28 protein-coding genes and 1 riboswitch are annotated in these 26,696 nt (G+C 63.7%); of the genes, 15 read left to right on the forward strand and 13 right to left on the reverse strand.

From position 1 onward, the window contains the following. The first annotated feature begins 16 nt into the window (after positions 1-16). The 3 genes from VFW93_RS07670 to VFW93_RS07680 are packed head-to-tail and all read left to right on the forward strand — an operon-like array spanning position 17 to position 3,597. On the forward strand, positions 17-2,800 hold the full coding sequence (locus tag VFW93_RS07670) for a TonB-dependent receptor plug domain-containing protein (RefSeq protein WP_329693403.1): 2,784 nt from the start codon (positions 17-19) through the stop codon (positions 2,798-2,800). 52 nt (positions 2,801-2,852) lie between these two features. Beyond that, positions 2,853-3,170, forward strand: coding sequence for a cupin domain-containing protein (locus VFW93_RS07675; RefSeq protein WP_329693404.1), 318 nt, complete (start codon positions 2,853-2,855; stop codon positions 3,168-3,170). 1 nt (position 3,171) lies between these two features. After that, positions 3,172-3,597, forward strand: coding sequence for a hypothetical protein (locus VFW93_RS07680; protein ID WP_329693405.1), 426 nt, complete (start codon positions 3,172-3,174; stop codon positions 3,595-3,597). A 16-nt stretch (positions 3,598-3,613) separates the two neighbouring features. On the opposite strand, the gene trhA is transcribed toward VFW93_RS07680, so the two are convergent. Continuing rightward, positions 3,614-4,228, reverse strand: a complete 615-nt coding sequence (gene trhA / locus VFW93_RS07685) for a PAQR family membrane homeostasis protein TrhA (RefSeq protein WP_329693406.1) — start codon at positions 4,226-4,228, stop codon at positions 3,614-3,616. Between the two features lie 222 nt (positions 4,229-4,450). After that, positions 4,451-4,541, forward strand: a riboswitch (cyclic di-GMP riboswitch). 105 nt (positions 4,542-4,646) lie between these two features. On the opposite strand from trhA, the gene VFW93_RS07690 reads away from it, so the two are divergent. From VFW93_RS07690 to VFW93_RS07700, 3 genes are all read left to right on the forward strand, one after another. Then, positions 4,647-5,570, forward strand: coding sequence for a hypothetical protein (locus VFW93_RS07690; RefSeq protein ID WP_329693407.1), 924 nt, complete (start codon positions 4,647-4,649; stop codon positions 5,568-5,570). Between the two features lie 85 nt (positions 5,571-5,655). Next, positions 5,656-6,945, forward strand: a complete 1,290-nt coding sequence (locus VFW93_RS07695; RefSeq protein ID WP_329693408.1) for a secretin N-terminal domain-containing protein — start codon at positions 5,656-5,658, stop codon at positions 6,943-6,945. 39 nt (positions 6,946-6,984) lie between these two features. After that, positions 6,985-7,350, forward strand: a complete 366-nt coding sequence (locus VFW93_RS07700; protein ID WP_329693409.1) for an HU family DNA-binding protein — start codon at positions 6,985-6,987, stop codon at positions 7,348-7,350. A 9-nt stretch (positions 7,351-7,359) separates the two neighbouring features. Here VFW93_RS07700 and VFW93_RS07705 read toward each other — a convergent pair whose 3' ends face one another. From VFW93_RS07705 to VFW93_RS07715, 3 genes are all read right to left on the reverse strand, one after another. Further along, entirely contained in the window at positions 7,360-8,391 is a 1,032-nt protein-coding gene (locus VFW93_RS07705) for an SGNH/GDSL hydrolase family protein (protein ID WP_329693410.1), read from the reverse strand. An 85-nt stretch (positions 8,392-8,476) separates the two neighbouring features. Then, positions 8,477-8,884: a DUF4345 family protein gene (locus VFW93_RS07710; protein WP_329693411.1), complete on the reverse strand. Its 408-nt coding sequence runs from the start codon at positions 8,882-8,884 to the stop codon at positions 8,477-8,479. Next, complete coding sequence (locus VFW93_RS07715; RefSeq protein ID WP_329693412.1) at positions 8,881-9,771, reverse strand: sterol desaturase family protein; 891 nt, start codon at positions 9,769-9,771, stop codon at positions 8,881-8,883. The genes VFW93_RS07710 and VFW93_RS07715 overlap by 4 nt, the downstream gene beginning before the upstream one ends. 95 nt (positions 9,772-9,866) lie before the next feature. Here VFW93_RS07715 and VFW93_RS07720 point away from each other — a divergent pair, with 95 nt between their 5' ends. The 3 genes from VFW93_RS07720 to VFW93_RS07730 are packed head-to-tail and all read left to right on the forward strand — an operon-like array spanning position 9,867 to position 13,135. Further along, the gene (locus VFW93_RS07720) at positions 9,867-10,865 is read left to right on the forward strand and encodes a helix-turn-helix domain-containing protein (RefSeq protein ID WP_329693413.1); all 999 of its coding nucleotides are present in this window, start codon (positions 9,867-9,869) and stop codon (positions 10,863-10,865) included. A 51-nt stretch (positions 10,866-10,916) separates the two neighbouring features. Then, entirely contained in the window at positions 10,917-11,837 is a 921-nt protein-coding gene (locus VFW93_RS07725; RefSeq protein WP_329693414.1) for a ProQ/FINO family protein, read from the forward strand. A 2-nt stretch (positions 11,838-11,839) separates the two neighbouring features. Then, on the forward strand, positions 11,840-13,135 hold the full coding sequence (locus VFW93_RS07730; RefSeq protein ID WP_329693415.1) for an SAM-dependent methyltransferase: 1,296 nt from the start codon (positions 11,840-11,842) through the stop codon (positions 13,133-13,135). Between the two features lies 1 nt (position 13,136). Here the strand turns inward: VFW93_RS07730 and VFW93_RS07735 are convergent, their stop codons facing one another. Genes VFW93_RS07735 through VFW93_RS07765 form a run of 7 tightly spaced genes read right to left on the reverse strand, consistent with a single transcriptional unit; the run spans position 13,137 to position 16,904 of the window. Further along, positions 13,137-13,607 (reverse strand): reverse transcriptase-like protein, encoded by a 471-nt coding sequence (locus tag VFW93_RS07735; protein WP_329693416.1) that lies wholly within the window; start codon positions 13,605-13,607, stop codon positions 13,137-13,139. Positions 13,608-13,662: 55 nt separating this feature from the next. Then, on the reverse strand, positions 13,663-14,079 hold the full coding sequence (locus VFW93_RS07740) for a DUF6916 family protein (protein ID WP_329693417.1): 417 nt from the start codon (positions 14,077-14,079) through the stop codon (positions 13,663-13,665). Then, the gene (locus VFW93_RS07745; RefSeq protein ID WP_329693418.1) at positions 14,066-14,614 is read right to left on the reverse strand and encodes a GNAT family N-acetyltransferase; all 549 of its coding nucleotides are present in this window, start codon (positions 14,612-14,614) and stop codon (positions 14,066-14,068) included. The genes VFW93_RS07740 and VFW93_RS07745 overlap by 14 nt, the downstream gene beginning before the upstream one ends. Further along, complete coding sequence (locus tag VFW93_RS07750; protein WP_329693419.1) at positions 14,611-15,132, reverse strand: phage tail protein; 522 nt, start codon at positions 15,130-15,132, stop codon at positions 14,611-14,613. The genes VFW93_RS07745 and VFW93_RS07750 overlap by 4 nt, the downstream gene beginning before the upstream one ends. 11 nt (positions 15,133-15,143) lie before the next feature. Beyond that, entirely contained in the window at positions 15,144-15,665 is a 522-nt protein-coding gene (locus tag VFW93_RS07755; protein WP_329693420.1) for a phage tail protein, read from the reverse strand. A 13-nt stretch (positions 15,666-15,678) separates the two neighbouring features. Next, on the reverse strand, positions 15,679-16,191 hold the full coding sequence (locus VFW93_RS07760; protein ID WP_329693421.1) for a phage tail protein: 513 nt from the start codon (positions 16,189-16,191) through the stop codon (positions 15,679-15,681). Positions 16,192-16,205: 14 nt separating this feature from the next. After that, entirely contained in the window at positions 16,206-16,904 is a 699-nt protein-coding gene (locus VFW93_RS07765) for a PEP-CTERM sorting domain-containing protein (RefSeq protein ID WP_329693422.1), read from the reverse strand. Between the two features lie 269 nt (positions 16,905-17,173). Here VFW93_RS07765 and VFW93_RS07770 point away from each other — a divergent pair, with 269 nt between their 5' ends. The 4 genes from VFW93_RS07770 (at position 17,174) to VFW93_RS07785 (ending at position 21,710) form a co-directional block, all read left to right on the forward strand. Then, on the forward strand, positions 17,174-17,998 hold the full coding sequence (locus VFW93_RS07770; protein ID WP_329693423.1) for a hypothetical protein: 825 nt from the start codon (positions 17,174-17,176) through the stop codon (positions 17,996-17,998). 14 nt (positions 17,999-18,012) lie between these two features. Further along, entirely contained in the window at positions 18,013-18,528 is a 516-nt protein-coding gene (locus VFW93_RS07775) for an SET domain-containing protein (RefSeq protein WP_329693424.1), read from the forward strand. Positions 18,529-18,693: 165 nt separating this feature from the next. Next, on the forward strand, positions 18,694-20,550 hold the full coding sequence (locus VFW93_RS07780; RefSeq protein WP_329693425.1) for an ATP-binding protein: 1,857 nt from the start codon (positions 18,694-18,696) through the stop codon (positions 20,548-20,550). Between the two features lie 122 nt (positions 20,551-20,672). Continuing rightward, positions 20,673-21,710 (forward strand): putative solute-binding protein, encoded by a 1,038-nt coding sequence (locus VFW93_RS07785; protein WP_329693426.1) that lies wholly within the window; start codon positions 20,673-20,675, stop codon positions 21,708-21,710. A 114-nt stretch (positions 21,711-21,824) separates the two neighbouring features. Here the strand turns inward: VFW93_RS07785 and VFW93_RS07790 are convergent, their stop codons facing one another. After that, positions 21,825-22,037, reverse strand: coding sequence for a hypothetical protein (locus tag VFW93_RS07790; RefSeq protein ID WP_290674407.1), 213 nt, complete (start codon positions 22,035-22,037; stop codon positions 21,825-21,827). 988 nt (positions 22,038-23,025) lie between these two features. Between VFW93_RS07790 and priA the strand changes: the two genes are divergently transcribed. After that, on the forward strand, positions 23,026-25,128 hold the full coding sequence (gene priA, locus VFW93_RS07795) for a replication restart helicase PriA (RefSeq protein WP_329693427.1): 2,103 nt from the start codon (positions 23,026-23,028) through the stop codon (positions 25,126-25,128). 20 nt (positions 25,129-25,148) lie between these two features. On the opposite strand, the gene VFW93_RS07800 is transcribed toward priA, so the two are convergent. After that, the gene (locus VFW93_RS07800; RefSeq protein ID WP_329693428.1) at positions 25,149-25,973 is read right to left on the reverse strand and encodes an HDOD domain-containing protein; all 825 of its coding nucleotides are present in this window, start codon (positions 25,971-25,973) and stop codon (positions 25,149-25,151) included. Between the two features lie 214 nt (positions 25,974-26,187). On the opposite strand from VFW93_RS07800, the gene VFW93_RS07805 reads away from it, so the two are divergent. After that, the coding region (locus tag VFW93_RS07805; protein WP_414639615.1) for a hypothetical protein at positions 26,188-26,696 on the forward strand (509 nt) is incomplete at its 3' end.

Genomic DNA, 26,696 nt, shown 5'->3' on the forward strand with positions numbered 1-26,696 from the left:
CCCTGAAAGCCAGCCCGTGAACCGACCCTGCCCCCACCAGGCGGTGGCATGGGCCGTTGCCCTGCTGTGCGCCTCGATGGCCACAGCGGCGCTCGCCCAGACTGCGCCATCGCGATCCGCCCCCGACAACGATGCCGACACCGATCGCCTGCCCGCCGTGCAGATCACGGGCACGGCCTTGCGCCGCATCGATGCCGAAACGGCTTTGCCGGTAACCGTGATCCGGCGCGCCGAGATAGACCGATCCGGTGCGCGCACCACGACCGAGCTGCTGCAGCAATTGCCTGCCATGCAGGGCGTGGTGCCCACCAGCTCGGTGGTGGGCTCTGATTCACGTGGCTATGCCAGCGTGTCCATCCATGACCTGGGGGACGCCTACACGCTGGTGTTGCTCAATGGGCAGCGCATCGCGCCCTTCGCCGGGCAGTTGAGCAGCGGGGCCTTGTCGGGGGTGGACATCAACACCATCCCGCTGGCCATGGTCGATCGCATCGAAGTGCTGACCGATGGTGCTTCTGCTTTGTATGGGGCTGATGCGCTGGGCGGCGTGGTCAACATCATCACCCGCCGTGACGGCGATGCGAACGAAGCCACGGTGGGCTGGACGCTGCCGAAAGGCGGCGCGAGGGAGTGGCGGGCCAGTGCGTTCAAGAGTGTGGGGAGCCTGGACACCGATGGACAGGCGCTGAGCCTGGCAGGTTCGGTTGCCCATCGGTCAGCATTGCGCGCCACGAAGCGCGACTACGCCAGCAACCTGTTTCCGTCTTTCGAGCGAGATGGGCAGCGCTATCGATACGCAGAGTGGCAACTCAGATCGGCACCCGCCAACGTGGTGAACAGCGACTATCTGGCCGGTGGCAATGTCTACTACAACGCCAATGGCACCTGCCCGGGCGGTCAGTACGAGTACTACGGCCTGTGCCTGTACAACTATGCAGCTGATCTGGACATCGTGCCCGAGCAGAAGCAACAAAGCCTGATGGCCAGCTATACAAAGCAAGTGGGGCCCGATGGCAAGCTGCAACTGGATGCATTGTGGTCTCGCAGCGTGGTCCGATCTCACCTGGCACCGGTCTCCACGACGTTCAGCATTGATTCGACGTCACCCTTGTATGCCAGCTATCTCGCTGGATTGGGCATCACCGACGATCCCGCATCGGTTGACTACCGGTTTGTGGACGTGGGGCGACGAGGGTTCGAAGACTCGTCCACCTTGAGCAATCTGGCGATGCGCCTGGAGGGCCGTCTTCATGGGTGGGCGTGGCAAAGCGCCATGACTTACTCGGTCAGCGAGCAGCGCAGCGATATCCAGGGTGCGATGGGCACGAATGCGGCGAACAGCCTGGTGGCCAACAATCTGATTGATCCATTTCTGGCGCCCGGGCAGCAGTCGCCTTCTGGTATGGCGGCCATCATGCGGCAGGTCTACAACGGCAACTGGACGAATGGGCGCAGCAGCTTGTTGGAGTGGCAGGCACAGGCGTCCAACGAACTGGCCCGCTTGCCTGGCGGTACGCTGAAGTGGTCCGTGGGGGCCAATGTGCGCGAGGAGCGCTTGTCCATGCGCCCCAGCCCGTTTGCGGCGGGTCTCCTGTCAGATCCAGCGGCAGGCACCGTGGCCACGTCGGGCCTGGGTGATTTGCGATTGGGTGACGACCTGCCCTTGAAAAGCATGGACGCTTCGCGTCTGGTGATGGGGATCTTTACGGAATGGCTGGCTCCGATTTCAACCCAGACAGACCTGGGCGCGGCGTTACGAGCCGATCATGATGCCCTGTCCGGAGATGCCATCACGGGCAAGGCCAATGTCCGGTGGCGTCTGACTCCCACCGTGCTGTGGCGTGCATCTTTGGGCACGGGCTTCAAGGCGCCTACGCTGGGGCAATTACGCTCACCGGATCGTTCTTCGAGTGTCACCACGTCCAGTCAGGCCTGCACCGCTGGTTTGCAGGAAGTGGCATCACGTTTGGGCGTGGTGCCTTGCGCTGATGGCACTTCTCAGGCCTACCACTATGTCATCGGCGGGAATGATCAGTTGCGCCCTGAGAAGTCAATACAGGGCAGTATGGGACTGAGGCTTGAACCGCTGGCGGGTCACAGCATCGGATTCGATCTGTGGGCTGTTCACATTCACGACCGAATAGGCAGCGTGGATCAAACTGTTGCGTTTGGAAATCCAGGCGCCTACTCGGGCGCGTGGACTGTTGTCGGCAACCAGTTGGCCTTCAACGGACAAGTCGTGAACCGTGGCGCTGTGATGTCAAGCGGGTTCGATGTGGATGCTTCGGTCAGGCGCGGGTCGGCGTTGGGCTTGTTGGACAGCCAGTTGCGTGTATCGACCATTTTGCGAGAGGACAGCCAACTCTATCCTGGCGGCCCTTGGAGCAGCAACATCGGAGACGGCGCCAATGGCACACCCACGCTGAAGTGGCGAGCCACCTGGCGCACCAGCTTGATCCGTGCAGGCTGGACTCACAGCCTGACCGCCCGTTATCAGTCTGGGTATGCAGACATGCCTCGATCTGTTGAGCCGATCGACGCCAATGGTCAACCTACCGGCGCGCCGAATCAGACGATTCAGTTGAAAGTGCCGGGTCAGGTGCTGTGGGACTGGCAAACCAGTTGGCAGTTCAACGCCAACATGCAGGTGAGCGCGGGCATCATCAACGTGTTCAACACCAGGCCGCCGCTGTCCTTGTCCAGTGACGGGACCTTCAAGGGGCAGATGCTCGGCTACGACGAACGCTACTACGACGCCCGCGGCCGCATGCTGACCCTGGAAGCGCGTTTGTCCTTTTAAGCATCCCGGCCGTCAAGCCAAACTCATCATGCAAACCGGCAATCTTTTTTCCATGGCGCCGCCCCCCGAAGAGGGCGAGCGCTTCGACACCTTGCTGCGCCACAAGGGCCTGGTCATCGAGCGCATCGTGAGCTCGTCCAAGATCGAATCCCAACAGTACCTGCAAGCGCAGGACGAATGGGTGGTGCTGTTGCAAGGCGAGGCCGAGCTCGATGTCGCTGGCAAGCGTCTGGCGCTCAAAGCGGGCGACTACGTGTTCATCCCCTCGGCCACGCCCCACACGGTGCTGAGTGCCTCGCAAGGCGCGCTCTGGCTGGCTGTTCATCTGCATGAAACCATCCGTGAGGCGGGTGTCAACAAGGAGCGTTGAATTGACGAAGAAGATGTTGTGCTGGCTGGGCCTGCTGATGGGCGCCTCTCTGGCGTCGGCCAAACCTGTTTTCACCGGCCCTGATCTCAGCGGCGTGTATGACTGCAAGGGGCAGGACGATCATGAAGGGCCTTACTCCGGCACCGTGACGCTGGAACGGGTCCCCGCGCAAAGCGTGCAGCAATATGGGGCCTACAACTTCAAGCTGGATGTGCCTGGATACGGCAGCTACCCGGGCCAGGCTGCGGCCAAGGGCACGCAGATGGCCATCCACTTCGCTTTGACCGACCCGAGCACCAAGGACTACGGCACCGGCATCGCCTCATTCAAGAAGAACAAGCGCGGCAAGTGGACCTTCAGCAAGTTCTATTACGAGCCCGAGTTCAAGGGGGGCAATCACGGCATGGAAGACTGCACCCAGCGTTGAGCTTTGCCTGCCGGCCTCAAGCCACAAAGCGCCACACTGTGAAGAAGTGGCTTGCCGTGCCCCCCAGCACGAACAGATGCCAGATGCCGTGGGCGTGTTTGAGTCGTTTGTCCAGCACGTAGAACACGATGCCCACGGTGTAGAGCAGGCCACCAGCCAGCAGCCACATCCAGCCCTGGTCATGCAGGCCATCCATCAAGGGCGTGGCCGCGCCGATGCCGCACCAGCCCATGAGCACGTACAGCGGCACGGAGGGCACGGTCTCGCGGCCCCACCACAGTTCCTTGCCGATGCCGATCAGCGCCAGCGTCCACTCGAAGGCAAGGATACTCCAGCCCAGCGGGCCATGCAGCGTCACCAGCGTGAAGGGCGTGTAGGTGCCGGCGATCAGCAGGTAGATGGCGCAGTGGTCGACCTTGGCCCACATTTCCTTGCTTGCGCCGCGCACGCTGTGATAAAGCGACGAGGCCGCATACAGCACGATCATCGTGAGGCCGAATACGCTGACGCCGATGATCCTCAGGGCATCACCGCCTTCGATGGCCTGTGCCACCAGCACAGCCGAGCCCACCACGGCCAGGGCCAACCCGAGCAGGTGGGTCACGCTGTTCAATCGCTCACCGTGGTACATGGCGTCCTTGTCGCAAAGGGGGAGGTGAAAGGTGGCGCCATGCTACGCGCGCCTGCACGACATGCTGATGACAGGGCCATGCGGCCATTGCGCCAGATCATGTCTGGTGCATCCATACGCCTGTTTTGACCGTTCGGCGGATGCGCGATACCGCTTGTCCGCAGCGTCTTTCAAGTGTGAAAGATTTGCTTACATGAAGTAACCGGCGGCCTTAATCTGCGTCTGCACAGTTGGCAAACCCGCTGAAAAGCGGGGACGCAAAGCCTCCGGTCTTCCTGCGTGGACGCATGCAAAAGATAGCGGGGTTGCCTCGGTGGAATGGGCCCGTTCCACAGAGACCGTCCCATTGGTTTGGCGCTTGCAATTCTCACCCAACCCTCGAAGTCCGCTGTGACTTCAACCTGTTGAAGGATGCAAGATGAAAGCCCAAGCTTTGATGATCTCCGTGATGCTGGCCTCTCCCGTTTTCGCTGCCAATTTCGGTAGTACGGAGCCACCCAGGACCACGCCCCCCGTCACCCCACCGACCACCACGGTCACGCCCCCGAAGCCCGCCAGCACACCGGCGCCTTCAGGCCCTCAGGTCACGGGCTTGTTCCGCATCGTCAAGCCCGATGGCAGCACGGTGATTGCCCAGACACCGATCGGCATGAGCACCAGCGTGATCAATGTGATCAACGTGGCCACGAGCGACGCCTTCCTCACCAGCGGTGGCAAGTGCGCCTTCAACGTCAAGTATGACGAGGTGTCCGGCGTGGCGGCGACCAACACCACCAACCGTCTGTTCAGCAATGACACGCTGATCGCTCAGAACACCAGGATCGATCTGGCCGCCAATGTGCTCAAGACGATCTGGACGCAGCCCTATCTGGTGCCGGGTCAGAACAACGTGAAGGTGGTGATCAACGCGGATTCGGCCACGCCCAGTGTGGGCTGGGTGCGCGTCAATGTAAGCGGCACATGTGGTGCGGTGGCGACCACCACGCCGCCCAAGACTGAACCACCGAAGACCACGCCACCCAAGACCGAGCCCCCCAAGACCACACCCCCTGTGGTGACGCCGCCTCCTGTCGTGAAGTTCGCGCCTGGATCAGCCGAGTGGAACAACCTCACCAACGCCTTCGGCTACAGCAACTACGGCGTCAACGGGCTCAAGGGCAAGAACTACGCGCGCTACAGCGAACTGGTCAAGTTCAATGCCGACGTGACGGTGGTGTTCAAGGCCAAGGTGGTGGACCAGGCGACCTACAACGCCTTGATGACCCGCTGGAACAGCTTTGTGATGGAGCCAGCCTTCCAGGCGGCGATGAAGGCCATCGTGCCTTCGGCTGACAGGAAGTAAGCGTCGACGAGGGGCTGGCTGGTGTCCAGCCTTGTCAGCCCCCTGTGCGACGCATCTGCACCGAACGTCCAGCGGAGGTACTTCCATGCCCTCTTCACCTTTGACGGTGTCATCAGCCAGACGCGGTTTTGCCCTGTGTGCGCTGTCTCTGCTTGTCCTGAGCGGGCAGGCCGCGCAAGCAGCCAAACCCAGTGTGCCTGCACCGGATCTGACCCAGATGCTGCAGCCCATGCCACTGAGCCAGCCTGACGCGTCGCCACCAGCCAGTGCCACACCGCCACGTGCACCCCGTCCACTGAGCCAGGCATCGCTGGAGGCCTACAGCGCGCCCGGTGCACAGGCACTGGGCAGCACGCCCCAGGGCACCCTGGTGAGGGCCTACGCCATCAACCACATGCGGGCCAGCGAGATGCTGTCCTTGCTGTCGGATCCCGCCATGCCCTTGCTGCCGCGCGATCAAGCCGCCGTGGTGGTGGAGCCGCGCAGCAACCTGCTGCTGGTGCGGGCTTCGCAGGTCGAGCACCAGCTCATCGAGAACCTCATCAAGCGGGTGGACGTGCCTTCCAAGCAGGTGCTGATCGAAGTCAAGATCGTCAGTGCCGACGAATACTTCGGCAAGAGCCTGGGCGCGCGCTTCGGCGTGACCAGCTCCCGCATGCTCAATGCAGCCTCACCCAAACAGACCGGCGTGCAGGTGGGCGGCACCGTGAGCGATCTCAATCAGATTGCCGCCACGGGTGTTTCGGGCTTTCCCAATGGCGTTTCGTTGCCTGCAAGCAACTCTTTGACGCAGGCCGCGGTGAGCAGTCTGGCGCTCGGTTTTTACAAGCTGCCGGCCGGCATCAACATCGGGCTGGAGATCTCGGCGCTGGAAGAGGCCGGGCACACCAAGATCCTGTCGAGCCCCAAGCTGGTGCTCAGCAACCAGAAGCCCGGGCTGATCTCGTCGGGGCAGCGCATCCCCTATTCACGGCCCTCCATCGTGCAGGGTGTGAACACCACGGAGTTCGTGGATGTGAAGGTCTCCGTGGCGGTGACAGCCCTTGTCGCCCCGGACGGAACCATCTCCATGGACCTCACGCTGACCGACGACAGCGTGGGCTCGACCTCGTCGGTCGGGCCCACGATCAACACCAATCAGGCCAACTCCAACGTGACCTTGCAGAGCGGGGAAACCCTGCTGTTAGGCGGCTTCCAGAGCAGCAGCCAGGTCGAAGAGAAGAACCAGACACCCGTGCTGGGCGACCTGCCCGTGGTGGGCTACCTGTTCAAAAACAGGAGCCAGAACACCGTCAAACGTGAACTTCTGTTCATCATCACACCAACGATCATTGAGACAGAACACTTCACAAGCCCCATGAATACTGCACAATAGCTTGCCCGACGATTGCGGGTGCAACTCGAACTTCGACTTATGAACAAGACCGATCTGATCCAGCACCTGGCTGAAAAGCACACCCTGACCAAGGCTGAAGCCGGCCGCATCCTTGACACCCTGCTCGACGTGGTCGTGGCCAGTGTCAAGAAGGGCGACGCCGTCGTGATTCCTGGTTTCGGTTCTTTCAAGCAACACGCACGCGCTGCTCGTAACGGCGTGAACCCCAGCACCGGCGCCAAGATCAAGATTGCCGCCGCCAAGCTGCCCAAGTTCACACCTGGCGCTACCTTCAAGGCTGCTGTGGACCCCAAGGCTGCTGCTCGCAAGGCTGCTGCCAAGCCGGCCGCCAAGCCCGCTGCCAAGAAGCCAGCCGCCAAGAAGGCTGCTGCCAAGAAGAAGTAATCTGCTTGATCAATCTGGTTGGGTTGCGCGTTCACGGCGCCTTGTGCGCCGCACGCGGGCCCGCCAGAGCAAGCTGCCCAAGCCGCCCAGTCCCCAGACCATCTGGGTGCCACTGGCGGTTTCTGGCACCGCTGCCGCAAAGGCAGTACCCAGTCGGGCATGCAGCCCGGTTGTGAAATGCGTACCGTCCCAGTAGACATGGTCCTGCGGATTGGCGCATACCGATATGACGTTCTCGAACGTGCCCTTCACGCATGCCGTGCTGGTGTCGGCAAAGGCGGTACCCGGCGCAGCAAGCAAGGCGGACAGATAGTTGACCGTGTCGAACGATTGAATGGCTGCATCCGGATGTTTTGCGCTGGCTTGGCGCAACGCTGTTGTCAGGCTCTGGTTGTAGGCCTCGGTGGCCGGCTGGAACAGCCTTGACAGGCCCTTGAAGGTCGGCATGCGCGACAGCTCCGGCATCAAGGGGACAAAGAAGTTGCGAGCACCTGCTGCGTACAGCGTGTCCAGTGCTTGCATCATCTGCTGGCTGGCCTTGTCGGCCGTGGCCTGATTGGGGCTGAAGATCATGTCATTGGCGCCGGCCCACAACACGTAGAGCGACTGGCTGTCCAAAGAATGTGCGCCATGCGCCAGCACGTAGCCGTCGACCTGATCCAGCAGCCCGGTTTGTGCCAGTTCTCCCTGCTTGTTCAGAAAATTGCTGCGACCTGTTGTGGCGCCGCCCCATGCTCGGTCGTCCAGTGGGACGCCCAGTGCCAGGGCCATGTATTCCACGGCGACAGGGCCATTTGAAAAGCGCCCGTCGAAGTAATAGGGGGCCTGCGGGAGGTTCTGCCCCGTCGTGTTCTGGAGCTGTTGCCAGACCAGCCCCTGGTCGCTGAGGCTGTCGCCAAACACGATCAGGGCGTTGGGTGAGGTGGCGTTGGCCGCGACGCACAGCAGGGTCAAGGTGGCGGCGAGCCATTGACGGATGTGGTGCAGGCGGGTGTGGTGCATGTCGGTCCCCTGTTGATTGCGAGAGGGGTATTGCGTCATGCCTGGTCAGGCGTGGGCAAGTGCCGTGCGACCGAGTGGTGCCATCCGGCGTTCAAGTGCGGCTGTGGCGACCTGAACGACTCGTTCAGGCGGCTGGCTTGCGGTGCGGGCGAACCAGCCACAAGGTCAGCCCGCTGATGACCTCGACGGCCATCATCACGCGCAGCACGCCATCGGGCCATCCCCATTGCGCCGCCGACATCACACGGCCCACGGCTTGCGAGAAGATCAGGAGCGCCAGGACATCACCCAGCAGGGGTTGGCGATCCACATGGCGCGCCGCCAGCAGGCCCAGCGCCGTGTGCCCCAGCCACAAGCCCGCGTAGATCGCATGCAGCTCGCTGTAGTCATTGGCACTGCGCAGGCCATTGCCCACTGCCTGGGCCACCAGGTCCGGCCGTATCAGGGTTTGCACAGCCAGCCCGGCGAAGACCAAGGCGGTCATCAACAGCATGGCACGCCGCGCGGGCGTGTGGTGGATCAGGGCGATCATGCCGCTGCACTGCGTCCAGGCAAGGTGCGTGCACCAGGGTATTGCTCTTCCACCCAGTCAGGGTGCTTCCACAGGATGCGCAGGTCCTTGTGGCGCCACACATCGCCCCACATGGCGACCCACTCGTCGAGGTTCAGGCGCAGCGGGTTGAGCGTGGTGGGCTGGCGGTGGCTGATGCCGTAGACGATCTTGCCGGCGTCCTTTTCGTCCACGAAGGTGCCGAACAGGCGATCCCAGATGATCAACACGCCGCCGAAGTTGGTGTCGATCTGGGCCGGGTTGCGGCCATGGTGCACGCGGTGGTGTGAAGGCGTGTTGAAGATGGCTTCGTACCAGGCGGGCAGGCGCTTGATGGTCTCGGTGTGGATGAAGAACTGGTAGAACAGGTTCAGCTCGATCGCCATCACCACCGACATCTTGTCGAAGCCGATCAGGGCCAGGGGCAGGACCCACACGAAGACCAGGCCGCTCAGGTCAAACAGGAAGTTCTGACGCAACGCGGTCGAGAAGTTGTAGCGCACGGAGCTGTGATGTGTGATGTGCGAGCACCAGGCGTAGCGCACCTTGTGCATCACGAAGTGAGCCACGAAGAAGAGGAAGTCCGTGATGAAGAACAGTAGCGCGATGCCCACCCACTTGTTGGCCGGCTTGTACTGCAGGCCCAGCTTGACCACCTCGTCATAGAACTGGGTGATGAAGACGGCCACCACGACGCCGTCCACCATCTTGTAGATGAAGCCAGTGCTGATGTTGGCGATGGACTCGCGCAGGTTGTAGGCGTCCGTCTTGCCCTGGCGGCGCAGGTAGGCGGCCTCGGCCAGGATGACGACCATGAAGGCCGCGCCGGCGATGAGCACGAAGCTCAATGCGTGAAGGATGTCTTCCATGTTGCTTGTCTCCTCAACGTGATGGCATTGAATGTAAAGACGAGGCTTCAAATCGCATCGACAATCGATGTCGGCTTTTTAACTATCCATGACATATGAGCCTGCTGATGCGCGTCACCGGGGCCTGGACGCAATTGCTCACGGATTGGCTGGATGCGCAGCGCCTGCCTGCGCCGACCATCCGTGCGCGTCTGGCCGCCTATGCACCGGATGACGTCGTCCCGCTGAACGTGTGGCGCGAGATCCTGGACCTGGGCGCTGCGCTCAGGCCGGACCTGCCCGCGCCCGGCTTGTCCATCGGCGCGGGCGTGCTGCCGCGCCATGTGGGCGTGCTGGGCTACCTCGTGCTGGCCAGCGACAACCTGGCGGAGGCCGTGTCCATCTACCAGCGCTACGAGCGCCTGTTCTATGGGGTGGACCTGGCAGAGGTGGTGATGCACCAGGGCGAAGTTGAAATCCGCTGGGCGCGCACCGACACCACGGGCGTGATGGCCGATGAAACCGCCATCGCCGCGCTGGTCACCTTCCTGCGCAAGCAGATCGACAACCCGCCGCCGCCTTCGCGCGTGGGCTTTGTGTATCAGGTGCCGCCCGAGCGGGCGCAGGCTTGCGAGGCCTTCTTTGGTTGCCCGGTTGAGTTCGGTGCCAGCCACACCCTGGTGCGCTTCCCCGTGGCCTACATGAGCATCCCCATGCCGCACCGCGAGCCCGGCTTGCGCGCCCTGCTGGACCGACAGGCCAAGGCCCTGCTGGATGCCCTGCCAGATCCGAACGCCTTCGACAAGGCCGTGCAGCAACTGCTGGTGCGTCTGCTGCCCGATGGCGATGTGTCGGTCGACAAGGTGGCGCAGGCCATGAACCAGTCCACGCGCACCCTCCAGCGCCGCCTGGCCGACAGCGGCATGACCTGGCAGCATTTGCTGGACCGCACGCGCGAGCAACTCGCTCGCCAGTACCTGAGCGACCGCGCTCTTTCACTGGCTGAAATCGCGCTGCTGCTGGGCTACAGCGAACAAAGCGCCTTCACGCGTTCCTTCAAACGCTGGACGGGCCTGACACCCTTGGCTTTCAGGACACAAACTGTTCATATTTAAAGGGCGATACGGGGTGACAATCGGGGGTTACCGTTTTCACACGCCTGACTCATGTCCTCGATCTCCCCGGCGCCTGCCGACCAAGCCGCTGAACCCCCTGCGCCCGACACCGTGCCAGAAGCCGTGCCTGCCGCTGCTGCGACCGCAGACAGCGCTGCTGCACCCGCTCAGGCCCAGCAGCCTGAGTCGCCCGCCGCCACCGCAGCCCGCCTGGCCGAGCTGTTTCCGGCGCTGTTCAAGGGCCAGCCCAAGCCTTTGAAGTTGCGCATCCAGGTTGACATCCAGGAGCGTGCGCCCGGCGTGTTCAGCAAGCAGGCCCTGTCGGCCTTCTTCCGTCGCTACACCGGCGCCACCTCCTACCTGATCGCCGTCTCCAAGGCCACGCAGCGCTTCGATCTGGATGGTCAGCCCGCCGGCGAGTTGACTGACGAACACCGCAAGGTGGCGGCTGACGAGCTGGTGCGCCGCCGCGCCAATGCCAACGCCAAGCGTGAAGCCGAACAGGCCGAGCGCCGTCAGCGTGCTTCGCTGCTGCGTGATTTCGAAACCACCAAGCTGACCACGGCCAACTTCTGCGCCCTCAAGGGCGTGGCGCCCGAAGCCCTGGATGGCCTGCTGGCTCAGGCGCGCGCCGAAGCGCTGGAAGACGCACAGAACCCGCAGCGTCATCATCACGGCCACGGTAGACCGGAACATGGTCGCCGTGATGGCCAGGGCCGCCCCGGCGGTCATGGTGGCAAGCCAGGCAACGGTGGCCCACGTCGCGAGGGCCAGGGGCCTCGTCGCGAAGGTCAGCCTCGTGGTGATGGCCCGCGTGGTGAACAACGCCGTGCCGGTGGCCCTCGCGAAGGTGGCCAGCGTGACGGTGCGCGCCGTGATGGCGGCAACCGTGGCCCGCGTGGTCAAGGTGGCCAGGGCGGTGCAGGTGGTGGCCAAGGTGGCCAGGGTGGTGGCGAACAGGCCAAGGGTTGAGGATGTCGCTGGACGAGGCCAATGCCGCGCCCCTGTCGCGCTTTTCGGATCTGCTGAGCCAGGCGCTGACGCAAGGGCGCTGCGACAAACTGGTCATGGCCAACTACCAGGGCGACGACGCTCAGTTGGGGCCTGACCTGCAGCGCGTGCTGGTGCGCCCCGTCGAGCTCAAGGGCCAGCCGCATCTGTCTTTCGTGCTGCGCTATCCCACCAAGGACATCACCAAGAACCTGCCGCTGGCCGAGGGCATGGCCCACGTGATGGGCTGGGCGCAGGCCCGGACTTTCCGCAACGCCCACCTGCACACGCCGACCGCAGAAGTCCAGCTCGCTTTCAGCAAGAAGGGCAAGGCCAGCGTGCGCGTGGGCAAGCCTTCCAATGCCGAGGCTGCGCAGGCGCGAGCCGAGGCCTCAGCCGCCGGGCGGCCGGGTACCGCTGCCGTGGTGTCGGCGCCATCGGAAGCGGGCTCGGCAGGCCACAACCGCGACAAGCACCGCTTCCTGGAACTGTCGCGCCCCTTCCTGCACGAACTGGGTGTGACCGACGCCCATGGCCACTTGATCCCGGCCATGTCGCGCAAGTGGAAGCAGATCAACAAGTTCGTCGAGGTGTTCGCGGCGGCGCTGGCGCGTTCACCGCTGGCCGAGCAGAACGAGATCCACGTGGTGGACTTCGGCTCAGGCAAGGGCTACCTGACCTTCGCCATCCACGACTGGCTGCGCCACAGCATGGGCCGTGATGCCCGCGTGACCGGGGTCGAGCTGCGTGACGAGCTGGTCAAGCTCTGCCAGCGTGTGATCGGCAAGCTCCAGCTCGAAGGCATGGACTACGAGCAGGGCGACGTGCGCGAGTACCACCCCACCGCGCTCAATGTGATGATCGCCCTGCACGCGTGTGACGTGGCCACCGACTATGCCATTCACCTGGGTATCCGCGCCGGCGCCGAGATCATCATGTGCTCGCCGTGCTGCCACAAGCAGATCCGCCCGCAGCTGCTGAGCCCGCATCCCCTGCGGCCCATCCTGCAACACGGCATCCACCTGGGCCAGGAGGCCGAGATGCTGACCGATGGCCTGCGCGCCATGCTGCTGGACGCGGCGGGTTACGACACCCAGGTCTTCGAGTTCATCTCGCTGGAACACACCAACAAGAACAAGATGATCCTGGCGGTCAAGCGTGCCAAGGCCAAGTCGAATGACGAGGTGGTCGCGCAGATCAAGGACATCAAGGCCTTCTACGGCATCCAGGAGCAGTGCCTGGAAAGCCTGTTGAAGGCGGACGGGCTGTTGCCCGCCTGATTCAGCGTTGGCGGCGTCGCCGGCTTGCCTTGCCTTGTATCGGCATCTTCGTGGGTTTGGGCGGCAAGCCGATCGCGGCACGTGCGAGCGCATCGGCCTCGCCATTGCGGTGGCGCGGGATCCACTTCAAGGCGGGGAGCGAGAACGTGGCCAGCAGTGCGCGGGCTTCATCGAACAAGCCCGCCAGGCGCGCTACCGGTGGTTGTGCAAGGTGGCCATCCAGTTGGGCCACCAGCACGCTGTTGTCACTGTATATCTGCAGCGCGTCTACTTGCGCCGCCTCCAGCGAACGCAAGGCCGCCAGCAGGGCGCGCAACTCGGCTTCGTTGTTGCAGCCCCGTTCGCTGCTGGTGAGGGAGAGCGTGTGCCGAGCACCATCCGGTGCCACGATCACGGCACCCATGCCCATGCGGCCCGGGTTGGGCTCGGCGCTGCCATCGCAATGAACGGTCCAGGTTTGAGAAAGCGGCATGGGCCGAGCATCTCACGAAACCAGGCCCACAGATCATCACACCTCGCCGGGGTGCTCAGCTCAGCAAGCTGAAGTGCGCGTCGTAGTGAATGTGTTCACCTTGTGGCACAGGCTCCAGGTACAGATGAACCTGGCCAGCCTGCGGGTGTGTGAGTTCATGCAGACCTGGTTTCAGCGGCAAGGCCCTGGGCCCCTGGAAGGACACGGTGAACTGTTCCAGTCTGCTTGCAGCGGGGCTTGCGCCCTTGTCACTCACGGCGAGCAAGGTCAGGGTGACGGGGCGGCCCATGCCGGTCTGGCTGTGAAAGCCCTGGCCCATCAAGGCCTGCCAGCGTGCCTGCGCGCTGCTCGACCCTGCCTGGTCAGCAAGCTCAGGCGATGGCGACCCGGTGTGCGCAGCCCACGCGCTACCCAGGGTGGCACTGCTCAGCAAGGCACTGCCACCTTGCACGATGAAGTCACGTTTGTTCATGCTGATGCTCCTCAATGGTGGGGATGCGCGTCATGGCCTGGTACAGGCCGGAGACGGAGGTGATGTCGAAGCCCAGTCGGGCATACCAGTGGCGAACGGGGTTGTCTCTCAACACATGCAGATGGATGGGCACGACATCGGCATCAGCCAGTTGCAGCAGGGCTTGCAGGCAGCTGCTGGCGCCGCCCATGCGCTGAAAGGCTGGCAGCACGGTGATGTCCACCACGCGCAGCCCGTCGTGGTCTTCATGCAGCCACAGTCGGCCGGCAGGCTGGCCATGGTGACGCAGGATCAGCTCGATGGCTGCGGGGTAGTGCAATTCGACCGAGCGACGCTGAGCCAGCATCTGAGACTGAATGAAGGCATCACGCAAGGCGGTGTCAGGCCCCAGCAGTTCCAGTTCAATGCTGCGGGTGCTGGCAAACACTTCCTGCAGGAAGGCGCGATCGCCCGCGCCCGCCGGCACACACTGCCAGGCACCTTTCAGTGCGGCCGGCAGGCGCAGGATCAGCTTGCCTGTGCGCAGTCGCATCATGAGCGGGGCGGGAAGATGCCTTGCATCGCGATGATGAAGGTCAGCGCCAGGGCCGGGGACTGGTTGTTGTGTGCCCAGCCGGCACCATTGGGCTGCACCGCCGTGCCAGCCATGGGTGCAGGTGTGCCCAGCGCGTGGTACAGCGAGGCGTTGTCACTGCTGCGTGCCCACAGCGCTTGCGGACCCGGCTGCGTGCTGTCCGGTGCGGCGGCGCTTTGCAGGGCGTGGTTGTGCTGAGGGGTCTCTGCCGTGCTCAAGGTGTGCGTGGCTTCGCCGTCTGCCTCGCCCAGGCTGCGTGGTGTCAGCCCGGGGCCGTTGCCTGCACCCAGGGGCATGCGCGCTTGCAGGTTGGGCAAGGCGAAGTTGGTGCGGCCATCGCCGCCGTAGGTGGTGCCCAGAATCGAAAACAGCGCGGTGTTTTGTGAGATGGGCAGCAACTGACCGTTGCACAAGGCCCAGCCGGTGGGCGCGAAGTTGCCGGTGAACAGGCGGATCTCGCCGATGAAGGGATCGCTCATCAGATGTCCTTTCAGCCTTGCGACGGGTAGATGCCGAACAAGGAAATGATGAAGTTCAGGCCCAGAAAAGGCGCCATGTTGTTGTGTGGCTGGTTGCCGCCGCTGGGCAGCAAGGCCTGCGCGGCCAATGTGCCTCCCCCGGGCGTGCTGCCGTAGAAGGACGTGGTGGCGGCCTTGCCTGTGAGGCTGCCGCTTACACCCGTACCGGCCGTGGCGTCGGCGGTGGTGGCATTGAGCACGTGGTTGTGGCTGGGCAGCTGCGATGGCAGCAATGTGACCTGCTCCGAGCCGGCAGCCTGGCCGATCACGTAAGGGCTCAGGCCCGGCCCCTGGCCCTGGTGCACGGGCACACGGCCACGCATATCGGGCAGGGCAAAGGTGTTTTGCCCGTCGCCACCATAGGTGGTGCCAATCAGGCTGAACAGGACATCGTTCTGGGCGATGGACAGCAGGCTGCCGTCACACAAGGCCCAGCCAGCGGGCGCAAAGTTGCCCGCAAACAGGCGGATTTCGCCGACATAGGGGTCTGCCATGGTGTCTCCGGGCTCAGTTGCGCGAGGGGAAGATGCCCTGCATCGCGATGATGAAATTGATCGCCAGGTAGGGCTGCATGTTGTTGTGCGCCTGGCTGCCACCGGCTGGCGCCACGGCCTGCGGGCTCATGGGCTGAGCCGGTGAGCTGCCGGCGGCGTAGATGTCCTTGCCGCCGCGCCCTTTGGCTGCTGGCACATTGCCCACGGGGGATGCATTGTTGGCCAGGTCGCTGGCGCCTTGCAGTCCATGGGTATGGGGCGGGATTTCGTTGACCGTCAGCGTGTGCGCTTCTTCACCCACCCGCGCGCCCAGGGGCAGCGCGTTGGCCGTGTGCACCGGGCTGCGCCCGCGCAAGTCAGGCAGGGCGAAGTTGGTGCGTCCGTCGCCACCATAGGTGGTGCCCAGGATGGCGAACAAGGCCTGGTTCTGGGCAATCGACAGCAGTTGCCCGTTGCACAGCGCCCAGCCCTTGGGTGCAAAGGCAAACGCGGTCGGGCGAATTTCGCCCAGGAAAGGTACCGACATGGCGCAATCCTTTCTCAGCGCTTGCTGGCGCGTTGGGTCAGCCCCAGAACAGCCACGCCAAGCAGGGCCAGCAGGGCAGTCGAGGGTTCAGGCACCGCCGTGGTGACCACATCGATGCGGAAATCCACGAAGTTGTTGGACTCGCCCAGCCCACGATCGCGGAACTTGATCTGATCGAGGTTCACCTCGAAGCTGTGCGGCGACAGCAGCTTGACCACTTGCGCGCTGATCAGCGCGGCCTCATTGCTGGCGCCACTGGTGCCGGTGTTGAGGAAGTTGTCCTTGAGCGAATAGCTCAGGCCGGTGATGGCAAAGCCCGTGATGTTGAGCCCGTCGAACTGGTAGCGGGCGTGTTGCGCGCCCAAGCCCAGATAGCCCGTCGTGCCATTGCTGGCGCCTTCGGCCACGCGCAGCTGGAAGGACGTGCCGATGTTCTTGATGAACTCCGCCGGCAGCATGAAGCCCCCAATGCTGCCGCCGTCGCCGGGGACGATCTGCCCGCCTGGTGTCAACGATTGGGTCAGATCGAGTGGTGTCGGGTCGATCGTCACACCATCGCTGGTGATGCCGCCAGGTGCGAGCAAGGACACGGTCAGCGGGCCGCTGTAGTTCGCGGCGTGAGCGGCGCCAGCGCCTGACAGGGTCAGGATGGCGGCCAGTTGCGCGATGCCGGTGCGCCACCGAGGCGTTGCAAGGGCGTGGGCTGGGTGCATGGGTGAACTCCTGAGTTGTGGCATGAATCAGCCGCGACTATGGGTGCGCCGCACCCCGGCAGACCATCCCTAGTTCAGCGCGTGTGCACCTGATACTGAACTGCACCCACTGACATGACTTTGTTCCCATGCCCTTCGGCTCCGTTGATGCGATCATTTATGGGATGCTCGAGGGCCTGGTGCCAGTCGGGCGGGCTGCCGCGGCGGCTTGAAACGCACCTTGTCTGACCTGGTCCAATCTGATCTTGCCCATGAGCGCGGTACACCCCATGAGCGTTGCCCACCGTCCTGTGCCGGATGATTTCCGGGGCGTATGGCAGCGTACGCTGCTGCAGACGGACACGCAGGCTGGTCAGGCGCCGCACAGCGACAGCAGCAGCTGGGTGCGCTGGTTGCAGACCAGTTCCTGGCATGCGGATCTGCGTGTGCCGGCGACGGCCATGCTGGATCGCACACCCAGGCCGCTGGCCGAGCTGAGCGCCACCCAACTGGCGGCACTGGCAACCCAGCAGGGTTTTGTGGGCATCACCCAGGTTGATCACGAAGCAGAAGGCCCTTGCTGCACCTGGCTGCGTCGTGCCGACTACCAGCCGCCGAGCATGAATCCGGACGCCGGGATGATGCTGTTCGACCGGGCCGATCGCGTGATCGAAGTCGGCGTGCATGACGACTACAACGAGGTCTGGGAGCGCTTGCCAGAGTCCGTCGGGCGTTTCATCACCCTGGCAGGCAGCGGGCCGGATGGCCTGGACAACGGTGAGCGCATTCTGGTGGCCGGTCGCTACCTGATGTGGGTCAGGCCCCGACGGGTCCGCTGGCCTCGAGGCCTGAGGCCCGGTTGCACGCTGGTCGATGTGCTGCTGCACAGCCCGGATGAGGCGCGCGCCTGGCTGGATTGCGAGATCTCTTTTGGCGCGCTGGAGGGGGAAGCCTGGGTGATCGAGCGCTCCACCTTGCCCGAGCGCGAAGGCCAGTCCTGGGCCTGGCAGGCCCGGCGCACCGAGCCGGCGCTGGCCGAGCTGGATGTCAATGGACACCGCTCTAGCTGGCAGGTGCTGGAGTGGACGTTTGACGGCGAACTGCTGCGCGGCTGAGCGATACTCGGGCGATGCCCACGCTGCGTCCCCTTGTCCCTGCCCAGCCCGCTGAACCTGCCGAACCTGTCCAGCCGGCGGCGCAGCCCTCTTCGGCAGCGACGGGCCCGGCCGATCCGCAGAAGTTCAAGGTGACGGTGGGGCCCAGCCAGATCGATGGCCAGGGCGCCTTTGCCGGCGAACCGATTCCTGATCGTCGCAAGATCGGTGAAATCCGCGGCGAATTCGTCGACATGCGGACCGCCCGAGCCCGGGCCCGTGAAGCCGAGCGCAGCACCGGCCGCATCTTCATGGTGGCGATCTCCGACAAGCGCGCCGTGGATGCCACCCATTCCACCGACCCGCTGCGCTTTGCCAACCACGCCTGTGATCCGAACATGGTGCTCAAGGTGCAGCAGGGGCGCGTGGCCTTCTACGCCTTGCGCGACATCGCCGAGGGCGAGGAGCTGACGGCCCGCTACGGCAGCACCCATCATGCAGGGCGCCTGCGATGCCAGTGCGGTGCGCCCAATTGCATCGGTCGCATCTGACCCCCTGACCGGGTACAAACCCGTGCCGGCAAAACTGATCCCCCCGCGCTCAGGCGGCCCTCACGGATGAAAACACGGGCCTGGCGCCTTTGATCAATCGCAAACCCATGGTCCCATACATGTAACGCTGCCCGATACTGCGTGCTCAATAACAAGAGCAGCCTCATGTTTGCGACACGTTTGTTCTCGGCAGCAGATCGCGCATCCGGCCATCCCAGGGATCAGTCAGACCTGCACCAGCAGATCTGGAGCGCGCGCGTTCAGATGCTGTGTCAGCACGTGCCGACCGTGATGGTCATGGCCGTCGGGTTCGCCATGGTGCTGGGGTGGCTGTTGCACGAGCAGGTCAACCCGATCAAGGTCTGGTCGTGGTTCGGGCTGCGCTCGATCGTGGTGGCTTGCCGCGTGGTGCAGGCCAGGCTCTACCTGCAGTCCAGGGATCATGCCAGCCAGGCGTGGTACGGCAGCTTCCTGGCCCTGGTACTGGCTGATGGCATCCTGTGGGGGGCGGCCTGGTGGTGGCTGGTGCCGGTGGACCGGCTGGACCTCACGGCCATCACCCTGACGGCCATCCTGGGTGTGGCGGCACTGTCCGCCTTCATCCTGCACGCCGATGTACCCGCCACGGCCACCCATGTGCTGGCCATGTTGATGCCTTGCGCAGCCTACAGCCTGACCCGCCATGACTCCTATGGCATCTTCGGGGCAGTGAGCCTGACGGCCTTCACGCTCCTGCTCCTGCTGGAGACCTACCGGGCCTATGCGCGCCTGTTCGAGCTGCTGACCTTGCGATTCGAGCACGAGCGCATCCTCGGCGAGCGTGAGCAGGCGCTGGCGCTGGCGCAACATCACAGCGAAGCCAAGAGCCGTTTTCTGGCGTCCATGAGCCACGAGATGCGCACACCCTTGCACGGCATCCTGGGACTTTCTCGCCTGCTGCGTGATGACGAAGCGCGGCCCGTGGCGCTGCGTCGGCTGGAGTTGCTGGAGCGATCCGGTGATCACCTGCTCACCGTGATCAACGACGTGCTGGATGTCTCCAAGATCGAGGCCGGGCATGTGCACATCGAACAGGCCTGTTTCGACCTCACCTTGCTGGTCGACGAGGTGGCGGGCGTGTCCACGGTGACGGCCAACCGCAAGGGCCTGCACCTGCGTCTGCGCACCGACCTGCCGGACGGCTACCCGGTGACTGGCGATGCGATGCGGGTGCGTCAGGTACTGCACAACCTGCTGGGCAATGCCATCAAGTTCACCGAGCAGGGGCATGTCACCTTGTACGTGCAGCTCATGGAAGGCCAGCGCGTGTCCTTTGTCGTGCAGGACACCGGCATCGGCATTCCCGAGGACAAGCAACAGTACATCTTCGATGCCTTTCATCAGGTCGACAACGGCCTGGGCAAGCGCCATGGCGGCACCGGCCTGGGGCTGACCATCTCGCGCGAGTTGTGCCGGGCCATGGGTGGGGATCTGCGTTGCAGCAGTGAAAAGGGCGTGGGCTCTACCTTCGAGTGCATCCTGCACCTGCCGCCCAGCAGCGAATTGCCCGCGGTGCGCCGATCACAGCGCAGTACGGCATTGACGGCAGCCTGCACGGTGCTGCTGGTCGAGGACAACCCCATTAACGCCCTGGTGGCCGAGGCCGCCTTGCGCCAGATCGGCGCAGATGTGGAGGTGGTGGACAACGGGCGCAAGGCCATCGACTGGCTGGCGCGACAGTCGGCCCATCTGGTGCTGATGGATTGCCAGTTGCCTGTGATGGATGGCTTCGAGGCCGCACGCCTGATCCGGGAGCAGGAACGCAATCTGGGCTTGCCTGCGGTGCCCATCGTGGCGCTGACCGCCAATATCTTCCCTGGCGAGCGCCAGCGTTGTCTGGACGCGGGCATGGACGATTACCTGGGCAAACCATTCCGACGCGAAGACCTGCACGCCATGCTGATGCGCCACGCAGTCGGCAGCGCGGCCGGTGCAGCACAAGGGACGTCGGACGACGCCGGATCACGTCCCATGGCGGCATGAGTTCCTGCGGCATGGGGGAATGTCCCTGGCAGACACATCTGCTTGCCTCAACAGACAGAAAGTGCTTCACAATGCGCCCCGTTCAGACTCGGCGCGAGGCGCGCCACTTCAGGAGATTCTCAGTGAGCAAGAGATGGCAGTGGGCCGCCCTGGCGGCCATCATGACGGTCAGCCCCCTGGCGCAGGCCGCCAAACAACGTGTATGCGTGTTCGACATTCTGGGCACGGGTGGTGACGGCTACAACGCCGCCAAGGACTACGCCATCGAAATGCAGAAGTACGGCGGCGACATGGAACTCAAGGTCTACGTCGATGAGCGCGTGGGCGTCGAAGACTTCCGCACCGGCCAGTGCGACGCCGTGATGGCCACGGCCTTGCGTACCCACTCCTTCAATGCCCTGACGGCTGCTTTGGACTCCGTGGGTGCCTCCACCGTGGTCAAGAACGGCAAGCTCGACATGGCGGCCAGCCTGGAAGTGGTCCGCAAGACCATCCAGACCTTCTCCAGCCCCAAGGCCGCGTCCCTGATGGTTCAGGGCCAGTACGAAGTGGGCGGCATCGTGCCGCTGGGCGCCGCGTATGCCTTCGTGAATGATCGCCAGATCAGCAACCTGGAAGCCGCCAGCGGCAAACGCGTGGCCGCCTTCGATTACGACAAGGCCCAATCCCAGCTGATCCAGCGCGTGGGCGCGCGCCCTGTGGCCGCTGACGTGACCAACTTCGGCACCATGTTCAACAACGGCAACGTGGACGTGGTGATGGCGCCTTCCATCGCCTACAAGCCGCTTGAACTGCACAAGGGCATGGGCACCAAGGGCGCGGTCCATCGCTTCCCGCTGACCATCCTGACCTACCAGATGATCCTCAAGCGCGACAAGTTCCCTGAAGGCTTTGGCCAGAAGTCGCGTGAAGTCTGGGCCGGTCGCTTCGACAACGTGGTGGAGTTGATCAAGCGCGCAGATGCCACGATCCCGGCCAAGTTCTGGCTGGACCCCACGCCTGTGGACGCCGAGCGCTATGTCAACCTGATGCGCGACGGCCGTATCGACATGGCCGAGAGGGGCTTCTACGACAAGAAGGGCCTGAAGATCATCAAGCGCATTCGCTGCGATGTGAACCCCGCTGCTTCCGACTGCAGCCAGCCCACGGAAACCTGGTGATCGCATGAAGCTGGCCTGATGGCCGGCCTCTTTGGCTGACCAGCCATGAAAAAAGCCTCCTGAACCAGGAGGCTTTTTCTTTGGGGAGATCGAAGAACGATCTGCCCGAGACGATCAGCCCAGAGCGGCCAGGTCGTCAGCAACCTTCTTCAGCAGGTCTTCGGTGATCAGGCCACCGGAGAACTTGGCCACCATCGACAGGGCGAAGCCCTTGCCCATGCCGATTTGCGGATGGGTCGAGATGCCTGGCAGGTGCTTTTCCAGGATGGCCTTGGTGGTTTCGTTGTCCAGCAGGTCGCCGAGTTTGGATTCGATCGAGAAGCTCATGGATGTCTCTCTAAGGATGATGGGTTTACAGAAGATCGCACCCCGCACGTCTGGAGGCGACCTGCCTTGGGTGCATCCTCAAGCATAACTCGCTTCAAACGGGTGTTTGTGACCGGCGGGGGATTTTCATGTCCCTAAGACAAGGGTGTGGCCCCACCCTTGCCGTGAATGACGCTTGCGTTAACACAAATTGCGCTGCATTGCGGCGCTGGAGAGGGCCAATTTTTGTGCTAGCCCGGCTTACTTATCCCCAAAAAAGGGCGAACGAGATTGGCGTGATCTGCCATGTTGGAAGGACGCTGTGCAGCGCACGGGCATACGTCCCAAGTTATTGATTCATAAGGAAAAGTTGCCTCTGCCTTCAGATGGTGCAGATCAGGAGAAACCCCCGCCTGACAAGCAGTTAGCCCGCGTGTGCAGAGGTTTCCCACAAAGTTATCCACAGAAAGCGTGGATAAAACCCATGCCAGTAAAATCAAGCACTTAGCGGTAGGTGTTGGCAGCCCACTTTGATTGAAGAAGGCAAGTTCAAACGTTCGTTTCCGCTTTACCCAAGGTGTTGGCGCGACCGGCCAAATCGCATGAAACAATCGGCCGCGCCGGCCTGGATAGTTCGTGAACAATGTCACGACATCTGACAAACCGTGTAAGGCATTGAGCAACTAGGGAATACCCTGAAATTTATCAGGCGATACCACACTTATCCCCATAAAACCGGGAGCGTGTGCACACAGATGGGGCAGGGCATGCGAAACGGTCATTTGCCCGACACTGTTCGCTAAGTTGTTGATTCATATAGGAAGCCCACAATTGCCTCATCTTGAGGCAATCTGAACCAAACGACCGTCTGACAAGCATTTAGCGCGCATTTACAAAGCTTTCCCACAAAGTTATCCACAGACCCCGTGGATAAGGGTAAAGCCCCGTCGAATCAAGCACTTGCCCCCTTCTGTTCATACCCTTGTAAGAATTTCGGAGACACGAACGCATGCCTGACACCCCCGCTTCCACTTGCCGAATCGGCGTCGTGGTTGAGGCACCTCAACACAGTGGCCTGTGGGGGGCGCTGGACTACCTCAGCGCGCAGCCCCTGGTGCCGGGCACCTTGGTGAGGGTGCCCCTGGGCCGGCGCGTGGTGACGGGCGTGGTGTGGTCCGGCACAGGCTTTGACGAGCAGGCGCCGGCGGTGGAGGAGGCCAGCCTCAAGGCGGTGCTGGAAGTGCTCGATGGCCTGCCCCCTCTGCCCGATGCCTGGCGCCAGCTCGTCAAGTTCGCGGCCGGCTACTACCAGCGCAGCCTGGGCGAGATGGCGCTGATGGTGTTGCCACCCGAGCTGCGCCAGCTGGATGCGCTGCAGTGGGGGCGGCGGCTCAAGCGCTTGAACAAGGCCGTGGCCGAGCCCTCCGTGCCGGATCCGAGTGCCTTGCCTGAACTGACGCCCCAGCAGGAAGCCGCCCTGGCCCAATTGGCCGAACCAGGTGACAAGCCCTTTCTTTTGTGGGGCAGCACGGGCAGCGGCAAGACCGAGGTCTATCTGCGCCAGGCGCAGCGCGCGCTGGATGAAGGCAAGCAGGTGCTGATGATGGTGCCTGAGATCAACCTCACGCCGCAGCTGGAGGCCCGTGTGGCCGAACGCTTTGCCGGGCGCCGCATCGTGTCCCTGCACAGCGCGCTGACACCGGCCCAGCGACTGCGCAACTGGTTGATGGCGCACTATGGCCATGCCGATCTGATTCTGGGCACGCGCCTGTCCGTGTTCACGCCGCTGCCGCGGCTGGGCCTGATCGTGGTCGACGAAGAACATGACCCCAGCTACAAGCAGCAGGATGGTGCGCGCTACTCCGCCCGCGACCTGGCCGTGTACCGGGCGCGGCTGGAGAAGGTGCCCGTGATCCTGGGCTCGGCCACGCCCAGTCTGGAGAGCTGGTTCAACGCCCTGCCTGAATCAGAAGGTGGCACAGGGCGTTATGTGCGCCTGGCCATGCCGGCGCGCGTGGGCGATGGCGACATGCCGCGCGTGCGCATCCTGGATCTGTCGCGTGCGCCCAAGCAGTTGCGCGGGCAGGAGCCACCACCGGTTGCGCAAGAGTTGCTGGACGCCATCGCCCAGCGCGTCGAGCAAGGCGAGCAAAGCCTGGTGCTGCTCAACCGCCGGGGTTATGCCCCGGTCCTGCATTGCAGCGATTGCGGCTGGAAGAGTGGCTGCCCGCACTGCAGCGCCTGGCGCGTGTTCCACAAGGTCGACCGCACCTTGCGTTGTCACCACTGTGGCTTCACCGAACGCGTGCCGCGTGCCTGCCCCGATTGCGGCAACACCGACATCCACCCCGTGGGCCGGGGCACCGAGCGCCTGGAAGAGCAACTGGCCGAAGCCTTGCCCCAGGCCCGCCTCGGTCGCATCGATGCCGATGTGACCAAACACAAAGGCGCCCTGGAAGAACGCCTGGCCAACGTGCACGCCGGCGAGGTAGATGTGCTGGTGGGCACGCAGATGGTGGCCAAGGGGCACGATTTCCGGCGCATCACCCTGGTGGCGGCCGTGAACCCCGATTCAGCCCTGTTCGCCAGCGATTTCCGCGCTGCCGAGCGCCAGTTCGCCTTGCTCTTGCAGGCAGCGGGCCGGGCCGGGCGTGATGCCGATGTGGCCGGGCACAGCGAGATGTGGGTGCAGACCTGGCACCCCATGCACGCGCTGTATCAGGCCTTGCGCCGCTATGACTACGCCGATTTCGCCGCGCAGCAACTCAAGGAACGCGAGATGGCGGGCCTGCCGCCCTATGCCAGCCTGGCCATGCTGCGGGCCGAGGGCAAGACCCAGCAGGCCGCGCAGGACTTCCTCCACGCCGCGGTGGAGGCCGTGCAGCACCTGGCGGAGGAGATCGGTGGCATCACCTTGTACCCACCCGTTCCCACGCCGGTTCAGCGTGTGGCCAATGTGGAGAGGGCACAGTTGATGATCGAGTCGCCCATGCGGCCGGCCTTGCAGCGCTTCCTGGGGCAGTGCCAGCATGTCTGGCTGGAGCTGGCAAAACAAAACCGCCGCAGCGGTTTGATCCGCTGGGCGGTGGATGTGGACCCCCTGTCGATCTGACAGGGGCTTGAGCCATCAGGTCAGCCGAGCATGGCCTCCAGGCCTTCGCACAGCTCGCTCATGGGCGGCATGCCCTTGAGGATGTCGTCGGGCTTGAGGCCCAGCTTCTTGCAGACATCGGCAGGGATGGTGCCGGCCAGTTCTTCTTCGCTCAGCTGGTTGTGCTCGGCACGGGCGCGCCACACGGCCAGGTGGATCACGCCGGCAACCGGGTCGAAGGGCTCGGCCAGCGGGTTGGGGAACTTGCTGATGGCATCACCGAAGGTCACGGGGAAGCGCCATTGGCGGGCCAGTTCGGCGCCGACATTGGCGAAGCTGTAGCCAAAGGAGGTGCTTTCCATGTCGATGCGACGGGGGTCCATCGGCGAGGCCAGCTTGTCCAGGTGCAGCATCTGTTCGGGCATGCCGGCGTGCATCACCAGCTGGCCGATGGCGTGCATCAGGCCCACGGTGAAGGCCTGGTCGCCATTGACGCCGGTTTTCTTGGCCAGCCAGCCGGCCACGGCCGCCGTGTGCAGGCTGTAGCGCCAGAACTGGGACAGGTCCATGCCGGGCATGGATTTGTAGCCGCCGGTCAGGCCGGAGCTGATCACCAGGGTGCGCACGGTCACGAAGCCCAGCATCGACAAGGCGTCGTTGACGGTGCCCACGCTGCGTGACACATGGTAGTAAGCCGAGTTCGCCAGGCGCAGCAAGCGCGCGGACAAGACCGGATCTGCAGCCAGCTTCTTGGCGATCTCGTCGATCGACACATCGTCACTGTTGAAGCTGTCAATCAGCTCGTGAACGATCTTGGGGACGGCCGGAAGGGCCTGGGGTTGCTTGAACAGTGCTTCGAGCTGCATGTTTGCCAGCCTCCATCTCGATTAAAGCCAGGACGGTCTGCCCGTCATCCCGCGCCTGATCGCAACGGGTTTGTGGCAGATTGTTCGCATATCGACCCTTTCGGGCATGACTTGAGCATCGCCGATCGGATATTTTTCGAGCGATGGAAATAAGGCACGGTGTACCTGCTGTTGTGCGCTTACGGTTGCGGCTGTTGGCGTGAAGGATGTCACGATGAAAATCTCATGCACTGAAAAAACCCTGCTGCTGTCGGGCCTGCTGGCCTTGACCGGGCATGCCGCCTGGGCAGGCGCTCGCGACGAGGGCCTGCCACAGCGCAACCTGATCGTGGAATGGCGGATGAGCGGCCAGGGCCAGTCCCAGCAGCGCAACGTGGGCGTGCGCACGGGCCAGATCATCGTAGACAGCCGCGGCGGGGTGGTCGGGCGTACCAGCATCGGCACCGAGCAGTACCAGACCGAGTCGCAGACCGATACCGTGCAGCAGGTGCAGGTGCTCAATGGCGGGCGGGCCAGGCTGTATGTGGGCCGCAGTCAACCTTACACCGTGTGGCAGTGGGCCTGGTCGGGCAGTGCCACCGCAGGCGGCTCATTGGGCTCGATCGGCCCTCAGTCAGGCGCTGCCGGCGCGAGTTACCCGGTCAATGTCGTGCCGCAGACGGTGTGGATCGACATCGGGCAGGGCCTGAACGTCCGGCCCCGCTGGCCCGGCGGCCGGGCACC

The organism is Aquabacterium sp., assembly GCF_036279675.1.
GTDB lineage: Bacteria > Pseudomonadota > Gammaproteobacteria > Burkholderiales > Burkholderiaceae_C > Aquabacterium.